At 54.6% G+C, this 21726-nt stretch carries 20 protein-coding genes; 4 read left to right on the forward strand and 16 right to left on the reverse strand.

Going from position 1 to position 21726, the window contains the following annotated elements; all coding sequences use genetic code 11:
* Nucleotides 1-7: 7 nt before the first annotated feature.
* From A3193_RS11660 to folB, 9 genes are all read right to left on the reverse strand, one after another.
* Nucleotides 8-634, reverse strand: a complete 627-nt coding sequence (locus tag A3193_RS11660; RefSeq protein WP_069006270.1) for a YfgM family protein — start codon at nucleotides 632-634, stop codon at nucleotides 8-10.
* A gap of 55 nt (nucleotides 635-689) precedes the next feature.
* On the reverse strand, nucleotides 690-1961 hold the full coding sequence (hisS, locus tag A3193_RS11665) for a histidine--tRNA ligase (protein WP_069006271.1): 1272 nt from the start codon (nucleotides 1959-1961) through the stop codon (nucleotides 690-692).
* Between the two features lie 178 nt (nucleotides 1962-2139).
* Nucleotides 2140-3165 carry a RodZ domain-containing protein gene (locus A3193_RS11670; protein WP_069014932.1) on the reverse strand — a complete coding sequence of 342 codons (1026 nt, stop codon included), beginning with the start codon at nucleotides 3163-3165 and terminating at the stop codon, nucleotides 2140-2142.
* A complete protein-coding gene (gene pilW / locus A3193_RS11675; RefSeq protein WP_069006273.1) occupies nucleotides 3162-3950 on the reverse strand; it encodes a type IV pilus biogenesis/stability protein PilW in 789 nt (262 codons plus the stop codon). Before pilW ends, A3193_RS11670 begins: the two co-directional genes overlap by 4 nt.
* Nucleotides 3947-5032 (reverse strand): dual-specificity RNA methyltransferase RlmN, encoded by a 1086-nt coding sequence (gene rlmN, locus A3193_RS11680; RefSeq protein WP_268804197.1) that lies wholly within the window; start codon nucleotides 5030-5032, stop codon nucleotides 3947-3949. Before rlmN ends, pilW begins: the two co-directional genes overlap by 4 nt.
* A gap of 157 nt (nucleotides 5033-5189) precedes the next feature.
* A complete protein-coding gene (locus tag A3193_RS11685; RefSeq protein WP_069014934.1) occupies nucleotides 5190-7391 on the reverse strand; it encodes a RelA/SpoT family protein in 2202 nt (733 codons plus the stop codon).
* A 34-nt stretch (nucleotides 7392-7425) separates the two neighbouring features.
* On the reverse strand, nucleotides 7426-8667 hold the full coding sequence (locus A3193_RS11690) for a DUF1015 domain-containing protein (RefSeq protein WP_069006275.1): 1242 nt from the start codon (nucleotides 8665-8667) through the stop codon (nucleotides 7426-7428).
* Between the two features lie 368 nt (nucleotides 8668-9035).
* A complete protein-coding gene (gene folK, locus A3193_RS11695; RefSeq protein ID WP_069006276.1) occupies nucleotides 9036-9566 on the reverse strand; it encodes a 2-amino-4-hydroxy-6-hydroxymethyldihydropteridine diphosphokinase in 531 nt (176 codons plus the stop codon).
* Nucleotides 9559-9915 (reverse strand): dihydroneopterin aldolase, encoded by a 357-nt coding sequence (gene folB / locus A3193_RS11700; RefSeq protein ID WP_069006277.1) that lies wholly within the window; start codon nucleotides 9913-9915, stop codon nucleotides 9559-9561. Before folB ends, folK begins: the two co-directional genes overlap by 8 nt.
* 103 nt (nucleotides 9916-10018) lie before the next feature.
* Between folB and plsY the strand changes: the two genes are divergently transcribed.
* Both plsY and A3193_RS11710 read left to right on the forward strand, forming a co-directional pair.
* Nucleotides 10019-10615, forward strand: coding sequence for a glycerol-3-phosphate 1-O-acyltransferase PlsY (gene plsY / locus A3193_RS11705; protein WP_069006278.1), 597 nt, complete (start codon nucleotides 10019-10021; stop codon nucleotides 10613-10615).
* A complete protein-coding gene (locus A3193_RS11710) occupies nucleotides 10615-11583 on the forward strand; it encodes an MBL fold metallo-hydrolase (RefSeq protein WP_069006279.1) in 969 nt (322 codons plus the stop codon). Before plsY ends, A3193_RS11710 begins: the two co-directional genes overlap by 1 nt.
* Before the next feature lie 147 nt (nucleotides 11584-11730).
* Here the strand turns inward: A3193_RS11710 and A3193_RS11715 are convergent, their stop codons facing one another.
* Nucleotides 11731-12150 (reverse strand): MbcA/ParS/Xre antitoxin family protein, encoded by a 420-nt coding sequence (locus A3193_RS11715; protein WP_069006280.1) that lies wholly within the window; start codon nucleotides 12148-12150, stop codon nucleotides 11731-11733.
* Nucleotides 12151-12246: 96 nt separating this feature from the next.
* Nucleotides 12247-12687, reverse strand: a complete 441-nt coding sequence (locus A3193_RS11720) for a hypothetical protein (RefSeq protein WP_069006281.1) — start codon at nucleotides 12685-12687, stop codon at nucleotides 12247-12249.
* Between the two features lie 150 nt (nucleotides 12688-12837).
* Between A3193_RS11720 and A3193_RS11725 the strand changes: the two genes are divergently transcribed.
* Together A3193_RS11725 and A3193_RS11730 are read left to right on the forward strand one after the other, a co-directional pair.
* On the forward strand, nucleotides 12838-13731 hold the full coding sequence (locus A3193_RS11725; protein WP_069014936.1) for a phosphoribosylaminoimidazolesuccinocarboxamide synthase: 894 nt from the start codon (nucleotides 12838-12840) through the stop codon (nucleotides 13729-13731).
* A 480-nt stretch (nucleotides 13732-14211) separates the two neighbouring features.
* Nucleotides 14212-14475: a glutaredoxin family protein gene (locus tag A3193_RS11730; protein WP_069006283.1), complete on the forward strand. Its 264-nt coding sequence runs from the start codon at nucleotides 14212-14214 to the stop codon at nucleotides 14473-14475.
* 105 nt (nucleotides 14476-14580) lie between these two features.
* On the opposite strand, the gene fba is transcribed toward A3193_RS11730, so the two are convergent.
* From fba to tkt, 5 genes are all read right to left on the reverse strand, one after another.
* Nucleotides 14581-15645, reverse strand: coding sequence for a class II fructose-bisphosphate aldolase (fba, locus tag A3193_RS11735; RefSeq protein ID WP_069006284.1), 1065 nt, complete (start codon nucleotides 15643-15645; stop codon nucleotides 14581-14583).
* 65 nt (nucleotides 15646-15710) lie between these two features.
* Nucleotides 15711-17165: a pyruvate kinase gene (pyk, locus tag A3193_RS11740; protein WP_069006285.1), complete on the reverse strand. Its 1455-nt coding sequence runs from the start codon at nucleotides 17163-17165 to the stop codon at nucleotides 15711-15713.
* A gap of 75 nt (nucleotides 17166-17240) precedes the next feature.
* Nucleotides 17241-18422, reverse strand: coding sequence for a phosphoglycerate kinase (locus tag A3193_RS11745; protein WP_069014938.1), 1182 nt, complete (start codon nucleotides 18420-18422; stop codon nucleotides 17241-17243).
* Between the two features lie 154 nt (nucleotides 18423-18576).
* Nucleotides 18577-19578 carry a type I glyceraldehyde-3-phosphate dehydrogenase gene (gap, locus tag A3193_RS11750; RefSeq protein WP_069006287.1) on the reverse strand — a complete coding sequence of 334 codons (1002 nt, stop codon included), beginning with the start codon at nucleotides 19576-19578 and terminating at the stop codon, nucleotides 18577-18579.
* 86 nt (nucleotides 19579-19664) lie between these two features.
* Nucleotides 19665-21653 carry a transketolase gene (gene tkt / locus A3193_RS11755; RefSeq protein WP_069014940.1) on the reverse strand — a complete coding sequence of 663 codons (1989 nt, stop codon included), beginning with the start codon at nucleotides 21651-21653 and terminating at the stop codon, nucleotides 19665-19667.
* Nucleotides 21654-21726: the final 73 nt, after the last annotated feature.

Genomic DNA, 21726 nt, shown 5'->3' on the forward strand with positions numbered 1-21726 from the left:
GGTCATTTCAGGGTTTGGCAACGGCCAGATCGTCGAGCTTCATCTGCAGCAGTGAACGATCATTGACCTCATGGGTCATCGCTTCGGTATAGGCCGCTGCAGCCCCTTCGAGATCTCCTTTTGCATGGGCGATATCCCCGCGTACCACGGCGAATTCTCCAGCGAAACTGCCGCTGGTAACATCCACCTGCTGTTCGGCACCGGCCAGATCACCCTCATTCAGCAGGATTCTCGCCAGACTGAGTTGTGCCATCTGGGTCAGCGCGGGCACTTTACCCTGCTGAATAATTCCATTCAGCTTCTGCTTTGCCAGATCGCTCTCCCCGGCTTCCATATGCAACCGAGCTTCCGAAAGCGCGGCAAAAGTGGCGTAGCTGCTGCCTTCAAAATTCTCTTTCAGCAGTTCAGCCTGTTTGCTTGCCGACTGACTGTCGCCACGCTGTACCGCACCAACCAGCTGGCTGAATGCCGTGGAGGCCTCGGCACCGACACGATCCTGGTAGGTACCCCAGGCCTGCCAGCCGAACACGCCACCCAGCCCAATCACCAAGCCGGCGATTACCGAGGTGCCATTCTCTTTCCACCAGCGTTTTATGGCCTCGACCTGTTCTTCTTCGGTCTGATATGTACTCATAATGCTCTAACCCATTAAAGTCATTTGATTAATGATTATATGTCGCGCTTACTGATTACCGGGCAAGTAACTCAGCAAGGGTCGACTCAAGTTCTGATATTCCAATCTGGCTCTGTTCACCACCGCGTAGCGGCTTCAAAATGATCTGCTGCTTCTGCAGCTCATCCTCGCCCAGAATCAGGGCAAAACGGGCCTGACTCTTATCCGCCTTTTTCAGCTGACTCTTGAAACCGCCACCACCGCAATGACTGATCAGTCGCAGTGTGGGCAGACGATCCCGCAGCTGTTCCGCCAGCTTGACACCCTCCCGTTCAGGAGCCTGCCCAAGGGTCACCAGATAGACGTCAGGAACCGCCAGACGTTCCATCACATCGGTCTCTTCCAGCAACGCGATCAGCCGCTCCAGCCCCATCGCAAATCCCACCGCCGGGGTCTCTCTGCCTCCCAGCTGTTTCACCAGACCATCATAGCGACCGCCGGCGCATACCGTACCCTGGGCGCCCAAGGCGTCGGTGATCCATTCGAACACGGTGCGGCTGTAGTAATCCAGGCCGCGTACCAGCCGGGGGTTTTCCACATACGTCACTCCGGCATCATCCAGTCCCTGGCAGATCGCCTGATAGTGGGCAAGCGAATCATCCCCCAGGTGCTGCATCAGGGTTGGCGCCTGGGCGATCAGCTCCGTCATGGCGGGGTTTTTACTGTCGAGAATCCGCAACGGATTGCTCTCCAGCCTGCGATTGCTGTCCTCATCCAGTAGTTCCAGATGCTGTTTGAAGTAGTCGACCAGCTGATCCCGATACGCTGCCCGTTCAGCCGATGTTCCCAGGGTGTTGATCTGCAGCTGAAGATCCTGCAGACCCAGCTCACGCCAGATCCTGGCGGTGATCAGAATCAGCTCAAGATCGATATCCGGCCCACTCATACCGAAGCTCTCAACCCCGATCTGATGAAACTGGCGATAACGCCCCTTCTGCGGGCGTTCATGTCGAAACATCGGACCCTGATACCAGAGTCTCTGGGTCTGATTGAAGATCAGGCCATGCTCCAGCCCGGCGCGCACACATCCGGCCGTGCCCTCCGGACGCAGGGTAAGACTGTCCCCATTGCGGTCCTCGAAGGTATACATCTCCTTCTCCACGATATCGGTCACCTCACCGATGGAGCGCTTGAAAAGGTCGGTCATCTCGACAATCGGCATACGGATTTCCGCATACCCATAGCGGTTCAATACCGAGCGCACCCGATCTTCGAGAAACTGCCAGACAGGGGTCTGCTGGGGCAGGATGTCCTTCATCCCGCGGATGGCCTGGATCTGCTTTGCCATTTCTACTCAAAAATATGGATAAAAGCAGGCAAGATTAACATGTTATCTTGGCCTGGTGTACTGTCTCATACTAATGCGTGAAATCTGTGGGGCAGCAAACCATCGGTCGCCAGCTGAGCGACTCATCGAATCTGCGCCACTCAGTGAAACCGTCGCAGAGGGTTATCCGCATAAACGGCTACAGCTGATCGGGATCCAGGGTGAAGCGGGCCACTTTGCCGCGAGTGAACGGGGTGAGATCGAAGGGCTGTCCGTCAATCGTCAGGGTCACTGCCGCGGCATCCCCCAACACGACATTGAACGGACCATATTCGCTGCTCAGCCGTCGTTTGGAGCCACTCCGCATCTCACCAATGATCCGGGCTTTCCCATCCAGGCTTCTGACCTCAGTCCAGCAGGGGCCCTCGAAGCTGAACAGCAGTGACTTTGAGCGGCTCTCGAGTGGAGCAGGCGTCTCTTCAACAACAGCGACAGGCTCAATCCGTGCGGCTTCCGGTTCCACCACCTCAGGTTCAGATTGGGACTCATCCGATTCTGGCGTCGGGGTCGATTGTTGGGGTAGAAGATCGGCAGCTACCGGCTCCTGCAAGAGTTCGTTCTGCGGGGAGGCAGCCATCTCCTCATCCTCAGGCAGGGGCTCCTCCAGGGGAAGCGGCTCATCTTGTTGTCCATCCACCGAATCGAGCTGCCTATCGATATCAGCCGGCTGCTCCGCCATTGGCATATCCTGCGGCTGACTCTCCTCAGTGACCGGAAAAGGTTCAGGCGGTTCCAGTTCGGCCCTTGTCTGCCACCAGAAAAAGAGCAACGCCCCCAGAACGATGACAATGCCCCAGGTTACCAGACGCATCAATCCATGACTGCTGTGCATGGCTTTGCTCTCACCACGCTCAGGTTTGTTCAGGATCGTCTGCTCCTCGATCTCCGGAAAGAGTCGCTGATAGGCAGCGACAACAGCATCCTCTTGCAGACCGACCAAGCGGGCATAGTTCCTGAGATAGCCTTGCACGAACACAGGCCCTGGCAGGCTGTCGTAATCGTCCCGCTCGAGGGCATCAACGATATTGGATTGGAGATGGAGTTGGGCTGCCACGGACGCGGCACTCATGCTCTGTCGCTCGCGGGCCTTTTTCAGTAGTGAACCAGGTCCCTGCTCGGAAGCAGATACAGCTTTATCCTGATCGTCATTCTCGGCTTGGTTCATTGCACTTCTTCAGCTTGGTAGAGCATCTGTATCTCTGGCGCATCAGGAAATTCGGCGAATAACTTGCCTTTGTATTCGTCAGCTTTGGCCAAATCCTTGAGTCTCTTCTCAATCTTTATACCGAGCAAAAGAGAGGCAGCAGAGGGTCTGGTCTCACCGTGGTAGCGCTCCAGATAAGCACGAGCGGACAGGTCCTTTTTCTGTTCCAGTGACAGCTCCGCCATCTGATAAAGGGCTGTGGCGTATTTCGGATTGACCGTCAATGCCCGACGATAGTAGTTTTCCGCCTTCGACTGGTCACCGGCACGTTCCCGACAGAGCCCCGCATTGGTCAGCGCCACCCAGGGTGTGGGATAGAGCGGATTGGCCAGAGCCTGCTGAAAATCGAACTCCGCATCCTTCAATCTGCCCTGCTTACAGTAGAAACTGCCCCGGGCATTGCGGATATAGGGATCTTGACCATCCAGCTTGATCGCCTCTTCATAGTGAACTCCGGCCAGCTGTTGATTGCCCAGTCGCTCATAGAGAATGGCGATCACGTTGTGTGCCTGGGGATAATCATCATCGACCTTGATCGCTTTCTTGAGCTTTTTCAAAGCCACCGCGGATTGGCCGTCACGCATATATTCGATACCCATATCCACATAGATCTTGGCCGGGCTGTTACGCTTCTCCCGCCCCAGACTGCCGGTGGTATCTGCACTCTTCTGTTGTGTGGCGCAACCTGACAGCAGCAATACAAGGAGGGAGGTAAAGATCACCTGGCAAGCAGAGATTGATTTCATGAAACACCTTGTTTGAGACTATCCAGCCGCTCAAAACGCAACTGTCGACTGCTGCGGTCCTTGACCTTACCGACCAACTGTCCACAGGCCGCATCGATATCATCACCCCGGGTTTTACGGGTTGTGGCGATAATACCGGAACGTTTCAGACGCATCCGGAAGGCTTCAACACGATCTGCAGGCGAGACCTGGTATTCGGTACCCGGGAATGGATTGAATGGAATCAGGTTGACTTTGGAGGGGGTCCCTTCCAGCAGCCGGATCAAGGCCTTGGCATGGGCCAGGGAGTCATTCACCCCATCCAGCATGACATACTCCCAGGTCACCTTGCGCCGCTTATCCCCACGCACGAATTCACGACAGGCCGGGATCAACTCCTCCAGGGGATACTTGCGGTTGATCGGTACCAGCTGATCGCGCAAGGCATTGTCCGGTGCATGCAGGGAGACCGCCAGACTGATGTCACAGACCTCCCTGAGACGTTTCAGACCGGGTACGATGCCGGAGGTACTGACGGTCACCCGGTATTTGGAGACCATATAGGCCAGATCATCCTGCATGATATTCATGGCGGTGATCACCGCTTCCAGGTTGGCCAGCGGCTCACCCATGCCCATCATCACGATATTGCTTGGCGGCTCACCCAGTTCACGGGCCGCCACCCAGACCTGGCCGATGATTTCAGCCACTGTAAGGTTGCGATTGAACCCCTGTCTGGCGGTGGAGCAGAAGGAGCAATCCAGGGCACAGCCGACCTGGGAGGAGACACAGATGGTGCTGCGTCCATTATCCGGTATATAGACGGTTTCGATGCGCTGACCGTCCTCCAGTTCGAGCAGCCATTTGCGGGTACCGTCCTGTGCCGGCTGTTCCAGTGCCAACCGGGGGATCGTGATCTCCGCCACCTGCTGCAACTGTTCCCGCAGACGTTTCGAGATATCGGTCATGGCATTGAAATCCACAACACCATGCTTATGGATCCATTTGAATACATTGCGACCATGAAATGCCTTCGAGCCGAGCGCCATAAAAAAACGCTCCATCTCTTGCAGATCGAGATTCAAAAGATTGGTTTTTGTCACTTGGTTAGTCAAATCTGGTGGTTCGCAATAGGGTATGGTGATACCGGTTTCGAGGAAAACACATAAAATTACAGTGCGTTAGTTTAGACCTGCTGGAGCGGACTGGCAATTGTGCATGATCAGTATGAGACACCACACCGGATTTCCAGGTCAGAGCTCACAGCAATCGTTTAACCAGGTTGATATCCTGCAACTGCTCGATCTTGGACAATACCCGGCTCAACTGATTCATATCCTTGACCTCTATGGTGAAACGCATGGTTGCAGTATCGGTCTTTCGGTCACTGTTGGTATTGACGCCAATCACATCGATATTCTCATTGGTGAGGACCGCTGAGATATCCCTGAGCAATCCTTTTCTGTCACTCGCGGTGACCATGAAGTCCACCGCATACTGAGTCTCCTGCTGTTCATCGCTCCAGTGCACCGCCACCAGCCGGTCCTGTTCATCCTCAGGCATCGCCCGCACATTGGGACAATCGCGACGGTGAACGGTAACCCCGCGCCCACGGGTGACATAGCCGATGATGGCATCGTAGGGGACGGGTTTGCAGCAGCGGGCGATCGTGGTCATCAGGTCGTCTACCCCGGCAACCACCACTTCCCCCTTGGCCACCCCCGATGACTTGCTCGAATCGGGAATCGCCCTGGAACGGGGCGCCGGCTTCTCCCGGCCACCAAAACCAGCGACCTGGATTGGCGACAGATCACCGCGGCCGATGGCCGCATAGACATCCTCACCATGCTGCAGGTTATATTTCGCGGCCACCTTCTCCAGATCCGGTTTTTCACTGATCGAGAGCCGGGTCATCTCCCGCTCCAGCGCTGAGCGCCCCAGCTCCACATGGTGTTCGTAGTCGAGCTGTTTGAACCACTGCTTGACCCGGTTTCTCGCCTTTGAGCTGTGCAGATAACCCAGATGCGGATTGATCCAGTCACGGCTTGGCGTGCCATTCTTAGCTGTCAGGACCTCAACCGTCTCGCCACTGCGCAGCGCCCGGTTCAGCTGTACGATATGGCCGTCGACCCTGGCACCGCGACAGGTATGGCCGATGTCGGTGTGGATCGCATAGGCAAAATCGAGCGGTGTCGAGTTCTTCGGCAGCTCGACCACCTTGCCCATCGGCGTCAATACATAGATGCGGGTCGCTTCCATCTCCTGATCGAAGGCGTCCTGCAGTCCGTCGGTCTGCTCGCCAAAATCCTTCTTCTCCAGCCACTGCCGCATCCAGACGATGCGCCGTTCAAAATCCTTATCCTGCTTGGCATCCTCCTTGTAACGCCAGTGGGCCGCGACCCCCAACTCCGCATGGTGGTGCATGTCCCGGGTTCGGATCTGAACTTCGAGAGTCTTCTCTTCCGGACCGATCACTGCGGTGTGAATCGAACGGTAGAGATTGGCCTTCGGTGTGGCGATGTAGTCATCGAACTCACCGGGGATATGTTTCCACAGCCCATGCACCACACCCAGCGCCGCATAGCATTGGGCTATGTCATCCACCAGTACCCGCACCGCCCGCAGATCGAAAATCTGTTCGATATCGACCGCCTTGCGTTGCATCTTTTTCCAGATACTGAAGATATGTTTCGGACGACCACTGATTTCCGCATGAACACCGGCTGCAAGAAACTTCTCCTTGAGCAGCTCCATGACCTCTTTGATGAACTGTTCACGATCGCTGCGGCGCCCATCCAGCTGGCTGGCGATACGCTTGTAATCGTCGGGGTGGAGAAAACGCAGCGCCAGATCCTCCAGCTCCCATTTGACCTGCCAGATACCCAGCCGGTTGGCCAACGGAGCGTAGATATCCTGGGTCTCTTTGGCCACTCGCCGGCGCTGTTCTGGGGCGAGATTCCGGGCGGTGCGCATCAGTTGCAGCTGCTCTGCAACCACCACCAGGATGACCCGTACATCCTCAGCGATGCCCAGCAGCAGACGACGCAGATTTTCTGCATGTTGCTGCTCCTCTTCCTTGGTAATCTCACGGGAGCTATCGGTCAGAGCACCGATTCGCCCCAGATCGTCAACCATCTTCGCGGTGCTGATGCCGACTTTCCGCTCTAACTTATCAAGGCTGAGTTGTGGATCATTCAACACCCCAAGCAACATGGCCGCGGCAACAGTCTCCCGGTCCATGTGCAGTTGAGCGAGAATCTCCGCCACACTCAGGGAGTGACGTAGCTGGCGCTCGCCGACAGCCTGAAGGTTCGATTGAACCTGTAGAGCGATCTCGGCAGCCCCCCGGAAGTAGTCCCGGTCATCTGCGTCGAACTCATCAGGCAGCATCTCCAGCCAACGATCAATGGCCGGATTATCGATTGACTCGCCTTCAGGCAGACTGCTGTTGGTGGTGACCATCTCTGTCGCTAGGGCCTATCAACTCTGTTGGATTTCAGTCGAGCACATGACTGACCAGGCCATCCGCCAGCTTGGGTTCGAACCAGGTCGACTTGGGCGGCATCACTTCATCGGCATCGGCGACAGCCATCAGATCTTCCATTCGGGTGGGGTAGAGAGAGAAAGCGACGGCCATCTCTCCGGAGTCGACCCGTTTCTCCAGCCCGGCCAGGCCGCGGATACCGCCGACGAAATCGATCCGCGCATCCCGTCGGGGATCGCTGATGCCGAGCACCGGTTCGATCAGGTAGCTGGCCAGCAGGCTGACATCGAGCCGGGCCACCGGATCATCCGTCGGCACCTTGTCCGGATTGAGCGTCAGCCGGTACCACTGTTTATCCAGGTACATACCGAACTCGGCCGGTTGTGCCGGCTTCACCGGCTGCTCGCTTGGCACGACTTGAAAATCGCTCTCAAGACTGGCGAGAAATGTCTCTTTATCGAGTCCATTGAGATCCTTGACCACCCGGTTGTAGTCCAGAATCTGCATCTGATTGTGGGGAAAGATGACACTCAGAAAGTAGTTGTATGACTCATCACCACTGTGGTTTGGGTTGGCCTCTTTGCGCGATGCGCCAACCCTCGAACCTGCGGCCGAACGGTGGTGCCCATCTGCCACATAGAGGGCATCCATGGCATCGAACAGCTCGGTCAGACGGGCCACTGTCGCATCATCATCCAACACCCAGATCTCGTGACGAACCTGATCCGCAGCGGTGACATCCATTGCCGGCTGGGCCTGGGAAACCTGACTCAGTATCTGGTCGACCTCAGGGGCACTTGGGTAGACAAGAAACACCGGCCCGGTCTGAGCATTCAGTGCATCCACCTGACGCACCCGGTCATCCTCTTTCGCCGGACGGGTGAACTCATGCTTCTTGATCCGGTTCTGGTCATAGGCGGCGACCGAGGCCGCTGCAGCGAGTCCGGTCTGAACATGCTCCCCCATGGTCAGGCGATAGACATAGTAACAGGGCTTGGTATCGCGGATCAGAACCCCATCCTGCTGCATCCTGGCAAGATTCTCGGCCGCTTTTTGATAGACCTCAGGTGCATACGGATCTGTCCCCTGTGGCAGGTCGATCTCAGGCCTGGAGATATGCAGGAAGCTCCACTCCCGACCCTCTGCCATCTGCCGAGCTTCCGCCTCGTTCATGACATCATATGGCGGTGCGGCAACATCGGCGGCACGACCCTCGGCAGGACGAAGTCCGGGAAAAGCTCTGATCAGCGGCATGGGTTTTTCCTCATGGTCTGTAGGGCACACTCTGGCCCAAGTGGTATGCGAGGGGGGGATTGTTTCAAAATAGATAAGGGGGAATCAAGAGAGAGACTCAATCGATGTCAGAAAAATCCTACCTTAAAATGAGAACAAACCTGCATCTTAACCAGGGTTATTCACTTAGACTTTAACCGTCGCAGAGAAGGATGCCACGGATTGGTGCACATGAACACGGATGTATTGGACTGATACCATTTGCCAACCAATCAGTGCGACACAAGATCCTGGTGCCCAAGGAGCGGGTGCCGGGGTTTTTTTATTGGGGGAGAGAAAACTCCCCGACTTTCCCATATCAACCAGCCCTGTCGCTTAGGCTGAGGCGTTTATCCCCCTGGTGCCCGATCCTCTCTCTCCAGTTCCAGCACTACCGGCCACAATGCCTGTGCGGAGCGATCAAAACCCTGCCACAGCTGCTGATAGCTCTTACCCTCCTCAGGGTGAATCTCATCACTGGCCACTTCCGAGAGGGGCAGCAAAACGAAGGCATAACGTAAAATCTCATCTCTGGGCAAACGGATGCCATCACCCTCAATAATCTGATCGCCATAGGTCAGCAGGTCGATATCCAAAGTCCTGGCCGCAAACCGCTCTTCATTGCGCACCCGACCATGACGGGTTTCAATCTCTTTCAATCGGCGATTCACAGCCTCTACCGATAAGCTGGTGTGGATGCCGACCACCAGGTTGAGGAAGTTCTCTCCGGTAAATCCCACCGCCTCACTCTCATACACGGTTGAAATGGTCAGATTGCCAAAACTCTCGCGCAAATCAGCTATGGCACTGGGAAGGTATCTGCGTGGTGACTGATTGCTACCAAGACTTAGCCAGGCCCTGACCCGAGCGGTGTCAGTCACTCCGGCTTCTCTCGATGATCACACCCACATCCCGGGCCATACTCACGGCACCGATCTTGTTCAGGGTCAACCTCACCCAAGGCACGTTGAATTCGTCGAGGACGATGTCGGCACAACGCTCTGCCAGAGTCTCGACCAGCTGGAACTTACTCTCCCGTACAAAGGAGACCAGACGCTTGCTGACCGCTTTGTAATCCAACGCATCCTCAATGGCATCCGACTCCGCTGCCCTTTTGATATCGGCCCCCATCTCCAGGTCAAATACCACCGTTTGGGTGATCTCCCTTTCCCAGTCGTAGATACCGATGACGGTTTCAATGCGAAGATCACGAATGAAGACGATATCCATAACTCAACAACCACTATTTTGAAAACAGTCATAGTAGATGAGTATTGATCAAGAACAAACCCCCGGCTTGACCTGACCCGCTGCCAGAGGTTCCAATGCACCCATGATTATCCACTCTACTATCGTTGTTATCGCCTATCTGCTCGGTTCGATCTCCAGTGCCATCATCGTTTGTCGCCTAATGGGTCTGCCCGATCCCCGCAGCCAGGGTTCCAATAATCCAGGGGCCACCAATGTGCTGCGAATCGGTGGCAAAAAGGCAGCCGCCATCACCCTCTTCGGGGATATGATCAAGGGATTGATCCCGATGCTGATTGCCCATCTGTTCGATGCCCCACCCCTGTTCCTCGCACTGACCGGATTGGCCGCATTTCTCGGCCACCTCTACCCGGTGTTTTTCAGCTTCAAAGGGGGTAAGGGGGTTGCCACCGCACTTGGTGTCCAGTTTGGACTGCACTGGGGAGTGGGCCTGGCGGTTGCTCTGGTCTGGCTGTTTATCGCCAAGGTGGTCAACATCTCCTCACTATCCGCCCTGATCTCGATGGCATTGGCACCATTTATCGTATGGTTGATCTGGCCTGCCCCAGAGCTGATAGTGATGCAAATCCTGATCAGCGTCATCCTGTTTTGGCGCCACCGTTCCAACATAACCAATCTTATCTCCGGTGCCGAAGATAAGATCAGTGAGAGTGACAACTAATGCCGAATCCGCGCACCCTGGAATACGCCCAACAGATCACCTGCATCGATACCTTCTACCAGCGCCAGGGGCTGGCTGCCTGCTATCTGCTCGAATCCGAAGGGGAAGCGGCCTTCATCGACACCGGCACCAGTAACAGTGTGCCCCAATTGATGGCGGTGCTGGAACAGAAAGGGATCTCCCCTTCACAGGTCCGATATGTGATCCCCACCCATGTGCATCTGGACCATGCCGGGGGAGCGGGTAGTCTGATGAGCCAACTGCCGAATGCCTCTCTGGTGATTCATCCTTACGGGGCCAAGCATCTGATCGATCCCTCGAAGTTGATCGCCGGCGCAACAGCCGTCTACGGTGAAGAAGCGTTCGAAAAGCAGTTCGGTCAATTGATCCCGATCCCGGAAGAGCGGGTCATCCAGGCGCCGGATGGCTTTCGTTGCCACTTCGGCAATCGGGAACTGCTCTGTCTCGACACCCCGGGACACGCGCGTCACCACATCTGCATTTTCGATGAACAGAGCCGCGGCCTGTTCACCGGTGACACCTTCGGGCTCTCCTATCCCGAACTCAGCGGCACACAGGGTCCCTTTATCGTACCCACCACCACACCAATCCAACTCGATCCGGACGCCTGGTATGAGACCCTGGACCGATTGATGGAGCTGAAGCCAGAAAAACTCTACCTCACCCACTTCGGTGAAGTCAGTGAACCAGAGAAACTGGTCGGACAACTGCGTCAGCATCTGCAGGAGTTCACCACCATTGCGCTGGCCGCAGTAGAGGAACCGGGAGAGCAAAGAAAAAGTGAGATAGAGCGCGCGCTACAGAAGTGGTTGCTGCAAAAGCTAGAGCAGAATGGCAACACCCTCGCAGCTGACAAAAGCCTTGAGCTGATGGCCATGGATCTGGACCTGGACGCCCAGGGCATCGAGGTCTGGCTGGCACGCCGGGAAGAGGCGGCAGCGGGGTAATTGTAAAGTCCGTAAATTAACGCCAGGAACCGCCAATAGCCTCAAAATAATCACAGGGCATGTTTATTTGTAGGGCTAATACAACCCCAAACACGATGACAATTTGCGACACTTATTTGCTTTCATTTGCGGACTTCAACAAAAACATCAACTGGGCGTAGATCCACTCTGATCCCAGGCAAATGTACAATCCAGTCTCGACAGTACATAGACCATCCCCTGCTCTCCATCCCCCATCATCATGGATAATGGCGTACGCTGATTGAACAGATGGTTGCGTTGACGCAACCAGCGCTTGCCCATGCTCGGATTGGTCGGATAGGTGGTACGCAACGCATCATTGATTCTGACCAGATAGTCGATCCGCTTCATCATTTCCGGGCTTTCGGGAAAGGCCTTGTTATGTCGATATTGCGCCATCTGGCGCGCCTTGCCGTTGATATCCAGGAGCGACATCATCTCTTCACTATGCAGCCCCCAGTTGTCGAACAGATTCATCACCCCCCGGGTGATTGCTAGACGGTCATCGATTGAAACAGCGCTATTCTGTTGGGTGGTTTCACTCATGTCGGCTATTACCTACTATTTAACTTGGTTTTTGTCAGTCTAACACGATTGATCCGGTTAAAACCCAAGGGAAACCAAGGTAATTCAGAATTCCATTCAAGCCTCGCTCTTCCATAACGAATGCCACCAGCGTTTGCGGTTGTTGGGCATCGCCACCGCCGGCAGATCGACCGGCCGGATCTTGCTCAACACCCAGCCAGGCAGAGGTGGATTGTCACTGTAGCCGCATGAGACGCCGAGATTGTTCGGATCATAGATCTTGATGAATGACGGTTGTTGCAGATCATCCGCATAGACGATACCGCAGTACTCCTCATTATGCTCACGTCGCAACAACTCATCGATGCTTTCGACGAATGTCAGCAACCTCGATTCATCAGAGGGAACCTCGGGTGGCGGTTCGCCAACCGCATAGACATACCAACCCCCGGCGGCATCGTCTCTCAACACCTGCCAAAGAGTATCCAGCTGATGCCAACGCAACGCGGAAGTGAAACTGCCTTTGAAGGCCTTTAAAAAATTATCCTGTTCGTTCATCACCACACCACTAAGAGAATGGAAACTCCGCATCAAAGCGGACGATGGCCAGGTATCTTACCCACGGGGAGGCCCGCACCGGTATTACCAGCATGAGTTTCCTGTCCGATCATGGGTATAATGGCCCTTTGCCTCTGCCGGTTACAACCCATGACGACTGATAGCCATACCCTTTTCGAATCAAACCTGGACCTGAAGCTGCTCAATCGTGGCAAAGTACGTGATATCTATGAGGTGGATGATCAGCATCTGTTGATCGTCACCAGTGACCGTCTATCAGCATTCGATGTGGTCCTGCCACAACCCATCCCCGGCAAAGGCGAGGTCCTCACCCGGGTGGCTAATTTCTGGTTTCAGCGAACCGAGTCATTGATTCCAAACCATCTGGCGAAACTGCAGCTTTCTGACATCCTGGCAAACCCGGATCAGCGCAACAGTCTGGGTGACAGATACATGATCGTGCGCAAGCTCAAGCCGCTGCCGATCGAAGCGATCGTACGGGGTTACCTGATCGGCTCCGGTTGGAAGGATTACCAACTCAATCAATCGGTCTGCGGCATCCCCCTGCCCACCGGTCTGCAGCAGGCGGACCGTCTACCCGAAGCCATCTTCACCCCATCCACAAAAGCGGATGTGGGGGATCACGATGAAAACATCGATTTCAGCCAGACTGAAAATCTGCTTGGCCGTGAGCTGGCGGCACAAGTGAAGGAGACCAGTCTGAGCATCTATACCCAGGCGGCCGACTACGCGTTGAGCAAAGGCATCATCATTGCCGATACCAAATTTGAGTTCGGTCTGGATGATGATGGACAGTTGCATTTGATCGATGAGGCACTGACACCGGATTCATCGAGATTCTGGCCGGCAGACAGCTATCGCCCCGGAACCAGTCCGGTCAGCTTCGATAAACAGTTTGTCAGAGATTACCTGGAGACCCTGGATTGGGATAAGACCCCGCCGGGCCCTGAACTGCCCCAGGAGGTCATCGACAAAACCGCTGAAAAGTACCGTGAGGCAGAAACACGCCTGACCGGTAAATAGATTTGGATTCAGCCGACAATCGCCTGGCTTTGATAACTGCGGATATCACCCGACCAATCCGCTACACGAACTACCCGGGTCAGTCTAGATGCCGCAGAGTTATCAGACTGTAGGCAGCCATGTAACGCTACAAGGCTGTTATCCTGAGAAAGAGTTGAGACTTATCAATCAAAGACTACGCTTCAAGAATCCAATTCGTATTTTGGATCTATAATTTAAGCTAAGATATGAGCTTTAACCATGAGCACTCTGACAGGTTCAGAGCGGATTACTGCAGCTATATGAAGCGACTCAATTTTGATATGCCGTATTGTATTGACCACGGCGATTCATTGATCAATCTTATACCTTCTCATCAGTTCAGTCGCACACACTGTGCCACTGATTCCAGTCGATGAATGATCGACCAGGACAGATAGAATACTTCAGTCGAAAATAATATTAGGCAAGACCAGATTGAGCTTATACACTTCTGAGGATATGACAAAAGATTATAACAAAGCAGCCCGGGTAGTGATCTACACTACGTTGAGGTGCCCCCATTGTCTCCATTTAAAGCGTTGGCTGAAACGAAACAACGTACCCTTTCTAGACTTCAATGTGGCCAAACCCGGCAAGATCCAGAAAAAGTTTTTTGAGATCGGTGGTAAAAGCGTACCGCTGATCCTGGTCGGCAATCAAAAATTCGAGGGATTCAATCCCAATCGACTGAAAAAAGCACTGGAACTTGAAGGACTGATGTAGGCCGCACAACCGGGCCATCCCCTGGTGATGATTCCGGCAGAAAAAATAAAGGGGCCGAATGGCCCCTTTATCATCTACCGAATCAACGGCTAACCGAAAACCAAATCAGTTGATTTTCGGATCGAGTTCACCACTTTCGTAGCGAACCTGCATGTTCTCGAGAGAGATCGGAGTGATCTTCTCCGCCATCCCGGCAGAACCGAAGGCTTCATAACGTGCCTTACAGATATCCGACATCGCCTTGGTGGCCTCTTTCAGGAACTTGCGTGGATCGAAGTTGGACTTGTTGTCATTGAGGTGCTTACGAATCGAGCCGGTAGAGGCCATACGCAGGTCGGTGTCGATGTTGACCTTACGCACACCATGCTTGATACCTTCGACGATCTCTTCAACCGGCACACCATAGGTCTCACCCATATCACCACCATACTCATTGATGATGGCCAGCCAGTCCTGCGGTACAGATGAGGAGCCATGCATTACCAGATGGGTATCCGGAATACGTGCGTGGATCTCTTTGACCCGATCGATGGCCAGGATATCCCCTGTTGGCGGACGGGTGAACTTGTAGGCGCCGTGGGAAGTACCGATTGCGATTGCCAGGGCATCCACACCGGTCTTCTTGACGAAATCCGCCGCTTCATCAGGATCAGTCAGCAGCTGACTGTGGTCCAGGGTACCTTCCGCACCGATACCATCCTCTTCACCGGCCTGACCGGTTTCCAGGGAACCGAGACAACCCAGCTCACCCTCAACGGAAACACCGCCGGCGTGGGCAATATCGACCACCTTGGCTGTGGTATCCACATTGTATTCGTAGCTGGAAGGGGTCTTACCGTCGGTCATCAGGGAGCCGTCCATCATCACCGATGAGAAGCCTGACTGAATCGAACGCAGACAGACGGATGGTGAGGTACCGTGATCCTGATGCATACAAACAGGAATGTGAGGATACATTTCGGTTGCAGCAATGATCAGATGACGCAGGAAGGGTTCACCTGCGTAAGACCGGGCGCCCGCAGAACCTTGCAGAATGACCGGACTGTTGACGGCATCAGCTGCCTGCATGATGGCATGCACCTGCTCCATGTTATTAACATTGAACGCAGGCAGACCATAGCCGTGCTCCGCGGCATGGTCGAGTAGTTGGCGCAGGGAAATCAGAGCCATGATAGCCTCCTTGGTTTGTTTATATATACTCGTTACAACTTAATCACCACCCATTGGTGGTGACTTCAATCTTTATTTTTGTCGGCCAGCACATGCTCGCCGACACGCATTACTTTCATGATATTGGTTTGGCCTTCCACACCGGAGCGGTCGCCCTTGGTGATGATCACAAGATCATTCTCTCTGACCTCTCCACGGCGCAGCAACTCGTCGATCACCTCTTCATTGACCTGGGCAATGTCAGTGCTGGCCACATCGAAGCTGACCGGATAGACACCGCGATAGAGTGTCACTTTACGTCGGGTACGTACATGTCGGGTCAATGCATAGATCGGAATGTCGGAACTGATTCTGGACATCCATTTTACTGTCGAGCCGGATTCGGTCAGTGCGGCAATCGCTTTCACCCCAAGGTGATTGGCGGTGTACATGGTGGACATGGCGATGGCCTCATCCACCCGGCCGAAGACGCTGTCGAGTCTGTGACTTGAGCGCCGTGCAAGCTGGTGCTTCTCAGCTTCGACACACACCCGGTCCATTGCCTTGATCACTTTATGTGGATACTTGCCGACCGAGGTTTCGGCGGAGAGCATAACTGCATCTGTGCCATCGATCACTGCGTTGGCAACATCAAACACTTCAGCACGGGTGGGGATCGGATTCTCGATCATCGACTGCATCATCTGCGTCGCTGTGATCACCACCGAGTTCATCTCCCGGGCCTTTTTGATCATCTCTTTCTGCACAGCTGGCAGTTCGGCATCACCGATCTCAACACCCAGGTCACCACGGGCAACCATGATCACATCCGAAGCCTGGATAATCTCTTCAATGCAGTCCAGCGCCTCAGCGCGCTCAACCTTGGCTACGATACCGCCATTACCACCCGCCTCCTCCAGAAGGCGGCGCGCCTCAATCACATCATCCGCATTACGAACGAAAGAGACAGCGAGATAATCCACGTCGATCTCAGCGGCAAACAGGATATCCGCCCGATCCTTGTCGGTCAGTGCGGGTGCTGAAAGTCCACCGCCTTGTTTGTTGATCCCTTTGTTGTTGGAGAGCTTGCCGCCAACCACCACTTTGCAATGGACCTCTTTGTCGGTAACCTCAGAGACCCAGAGCTCAACAGCACCGTCGTCGAGCAACAGGGTATCACCACGGGAGACATCATTGATCAGTTCCGGATAGGTCAGCCCCACCCGTTCGTCATCACCCGCATCCAGCGGCAGCGACGCATCGAGGATGAATTGGCCGTTCTCTTCCAGTTCGGTATAGCCGTTCTTGAATTTGCCGATACGGATTTTCGGCCCCTGAAGATCCGCCAACACACCGATTTGACGACCACAGGCACGGGCCCGGTTACGAATCCGTTCCGCACGTTGTCTTTGCGAGTCGTGAGCATCGTGTGAAAGGTTGAGGCGAACGATATCCACCCCGGCGTGTATGAGCTTGTCGAGAACCTTTGGGTCATCCGTTGCCGGACCCAGGGTTGCTACAATTTTGGTTCTTCTAGGCATACCTATCCAATTACATGCTTGCTGCACGTTGTCTTGGGCCGGACCCCTGTCCGACCTCTGGTCAGTGGACATAGATCACTTGGCCGCGCAAGCTTCCAGCATCGCCACCGCAGGCAGGGTTTTACCTTCCAGATACTCGAGGAAGGCGCCACCAGCGGTTGAGATGTAGGAGACTTTGTTATAGATGTCGTATTTCTGAATAGCTGCGATGGTGTCGCCGCCGCCCGCCAGGGAGAAGCCATCGGAATCCGCGATCGCCATGGAGACGGTCTTGGTGCCTTCACCGAATTGATCGAATTCGAATACCCCGACAGGACCATTCCAGACAATGGTTCCAGCCTGTTTGATGATCTCAGCCAGCTCATTGGCACTGTCAGGACCGATATCGAAAATCATTTCATCATCAGCAACCTCACCGGCAGGCTTGAGTACTGCAGGCTCCTCTTCGGCAAAGTTTTTGCCGACCACCACATCAGTTGCGATTGGTATAATGGCGCCACGCTCTTTCATCTTTTCGATCAGAGCCTGAGCGGTGGGTACCAGATCATCTTCACACAGGGACTTACCCACATTGTGTCCGGTGGCCTTGAGGAAGGTATTGGCGATACCGCCACCCACTACCAGCTGATCGACCTTTTCTGACAGCGCTTCCAGCACGGTCAGCTTGGTTGAAACCTTGGATCCACCGACGATTGCCACCATCGGACGGGCCGGATTGGCCAGCGCCTTCGCCAGATTGTCCAGCTCATCGGCGAGCAACAGCCCGGCACAGGCAACCGGGGCAAACTTGCCAGCACCATGGGTAGAGGCCTGGGCGCGATGGGCGGTACCGAATGCATCCATGACATAGACATCACACAGGGCGGCATATTTCTGTGCCAGCGCTTCGTTATCCTTCTTCTCACCGGCATTGAAACGGACGTTCTCGAGCAGCACAACCTCACCTTCCGCCACGTCGAAACCACCATCCAGATACTCTTTGATCAGACGAACTGTGCCACCCAGTTTTGCAGACATGTCATCGGCAATCGGCGCCATCGAGTTCTCTTCTGAATAGACGCCCTCTTCCGGCCTGCCACGATGTGACATCACCATCACTTTCGCACCGGCTTTGGCGCAGTGTTCGATGGTCGGCATGGAAGCCGTGATACGTGCATCCGAAGTTACCTTACCGTCTTTAACTGGCACATTGAGATCAGCGCGGATCAATACGCGCTTGCCGGCAAGATCAAGATCGGTCAGCTTGATAAATGACATAACAGACTCCTGCTTCGATTGTAATTTTAAAATGTGAATTCTGAGTTATGGATTTTGTTGTTGCAGATTACAAAGCTGCAAAAAAATACATAACTCATGACTCACGCAGTGGAGTCACAGGGCAGGATTGAACCTGCCCTGTGAAGATCAGCACTTACTTAGAGACGTGCTCAACCATGCGCAGCATGTTGCAGGTGTAGCCATACTCGTTGTCGTACCAGGAGACAACTTTGACGAAAGTATCATCCAGTGCGATACCGGCGCCGGAATCGAAGATTGAAGGATTGGAGCAACCACGGAAATCGGTGGAAACAACTTTATCTTCGGTGTAAGCCAGCACACCGGCCAGATCACCAGACTCGGAAGCCGCTTTCATGGCAGCACAGATGTCATCGTAGCTGGCGCCACTGTTCAGTTCGACAGTCAGGTCGACAACAGAGACATCGGAGGTCGGTACGCGGAATGCCATGCCGGTCAGTTTACCGTTCAGCTCAGGCAGTACCTTACCAACCGCTTTGGCAGCACCGGTAGAGGAAGGAATGATATTTTCCAGGATACCGCGACCACCGCGCCAGTCTTTCATGGAAGGACCGTCAACAGTCTTCTGGGTAGCAGTTGCTGCATGTACGGTAGACATCAGGCCACGCTTGATGCCCCACTTGTCATTCAGCACTTTAGCCACAGGCGCCAGACAGTTGGTGGTACAAGAGGCGGCTGAAACAATCGCCTGTCCATCGTAGTTGTTGTGATTTACGCCATACACGAACATCGGGGTGTCATCTTTGGAAGGCGCACTCTGTACGACTTTTTTGGCGCCCGCGTCGATGTGCTTCTGACAGGTCTCACCAGTGAGGAAGAAACCGGTACACTCGATGACCAGATCAGCACCGATCTCATCCCATTTCAGATCAGCTGGATCGCGCTCAGCGGTGAGGCGAATCTTTTTGCCGTTTACAACCATGTTACTGCCATCGACAGAAATATCACCATCGAAATTGCCATGGACTGAATCGTACTTCAGCATGTAGGCCAGATAATCAGGTTCCAGCAGGTCGTTGATGCCGACGACTTCAATACCAGGGAAGTCTTTTGCGATAGCACGGAATGCCATACGGCCGATGCGGCCAAAACCGTTGATACCTACTTTGATAGTCATAGCGATTCTCCGTTATACATATATAGAATTGTCATTTGTCAGTGTTGCTGGGAGGCGCCTATCAGGCGCCTCCCAGCCATCAATCATTAAGCGGTCACTTCGTTGATCGCAGCGAGCACATTCTCAGCTGTGAAACCGAACTCTTTGAACAGTTCGCCCGCAGGTGCCGACTCACCGAAGTGATCGATTCCAATAACCTTGCCATTGATACCAACATATTTGTACCAGGCATCGGTCACAGCAGCTTCCACTGCCACACGCGCGGTTACCGCCGCAGGCAGAACAGACTCTTTGTAGGCTGCATCCTGCTCATCGAAGGCTTTGGTATTGGGCATGGAAACAACCCGAACCTGCTTGTCGGACTCGGCTGCCGCCTTGACCGCAAGATCAACTTCAGAGCCGGTGGCGATGACGATTGCGTCCGGTGTACCGTCACAATCGGCGATCACATACCCGCCCTTGGCGATATCCGCGATCTGCGCATCGGTACGATCCTGATGGGCCAGACCCTGACGCGAGAAGATCAGGCAGGTAGGACCAGTGCTTTTCTCTACGGCCGCTTTCCAGGCCACAGCGGTTTCCACCGCGTCACAAGGACGCCAGAGGTCCATGTTCGGCACCATACGCAGGGTTGGGATCTGTTCGACCGGCTGATGGGTAGGTCCATCCTCACCCAGACCGATGGAGTCGTGAGTATAGACAAAGATCGACTGGATCTTCATCAGCGCCGCCATACGCAGGGCGTTACGGGCATACTCGGAGAACATCAGGAAGGTGCCGCCGTAAGGGATGAAACCACCATGCAGCGCCACACCGTTCATGATTGCCGACATACCGAACTCACGTACACCGTAAGAGAGGTAGTTACCATCCACATTGCCGTCGGTAATCGACTTGGAGCCGGACCAGGCGGTCAGGTTCGAAGGCGTCAGGTCAGCTGAACCACCGAGGAATTCCGGCAGCAGAGGACCATAGCCGTTGAGGGCGTTCTGCGAGGCTTTACGTGTCGCCGGGGATTCCGCCTTGCCATTCACCTCAGCGATGAACTTGGCCGCCTCGGCTTCCCAGTTGTCCGGCAGATCACCGCTCATACGACGCTTGAATTCAGCAGCCAGCTCGGGAAAAGCAGCCTGATAGGCGGTAAACTTGTCGTTCCAGCCAGACTCAGCTTCCGCACCGGAGCTCTTTGCACTCCAATCGGCATAGATATCCTCAGGAATCACGAAGGCATCGTGTGCCCATCCAAGCTTCTCCCGGGTAGCGACAATCTCGTCAGCACCCAATGGGGCGCCGTGACAGTCGTGACTGCCAGCCAGGTTGGGTGAACCGAAACCGATGGTGGTCTTGCAGCAGATCAGGCTTGGCTTGTCACCTTCAGCCTTGGCCGCTTCGATGGCCTGGTTGATGGCGTCCGCATCATGGCCGTCCACATCACGGATCACCTGCCAGCCGTAAGACTCGAATCGTGCCGGTGTATCGTCGGTGAACCAACCTTCGGTCTCACCATCGATACTGATACCGTTGTCGTCCCAGAAAGCGACCAGTTTGCCCAGACCGAGGGTACCGGCCAATGAGCAGGACTCGTGCGAGATGCCTTCCATCATGCAACCGTCGCCCAGGAACACGTAGGTGAAGTGGTCGACGATATCATGTCCGGGCTTGTTGAACTGTGCCGCCAGAGTCTTCTCGGCCAGAGCCATACCAACACCGTTGGTGATGCCCTGTCCCAGCGGACCGGTGGTGGTCTCCACGCCAGGTGCGTAGCCATACTCCGGATGACCGGGTGTTTTCGAATGCAACTGACGGAAATTCTTAAGATCATCGATGCTCAGCTCGTAACCTGTGAGGTGCAGCAGCGAATAGATCAGCATCGAACCATGGCCGTTCGACAGAATGAAACGGTCGCGATCAGCCCAATCCGGATTGGCCGGATTGTGTTTCAGGTGGCTGTTCCACAGTACTTCGGCAATATCGGCCATACCCATGGGCGCACCTGGATGACCTGAATTGGCTTGTTGCACAGCATCCATACTCAGGGCACGAATGGCATTGGCGAGTTCTCTGCGTGAGGACATTGACCCCTCCTGATTTATTAATGATTTGTTAATCTGTTTCTAAGTCCTTTACGACTTAACTAGGCGGAAATCC

Source organism: Candidatus Thiodiazotropha endoloripes (assembly GCF_001708965.1).
GTDB lineage: Bacteria > Pseudomonadota > Gammaproteobacteria > Chromatiales > Chromatiaceae > Thiodiazotropha > Thiodiazotropha endoloripes.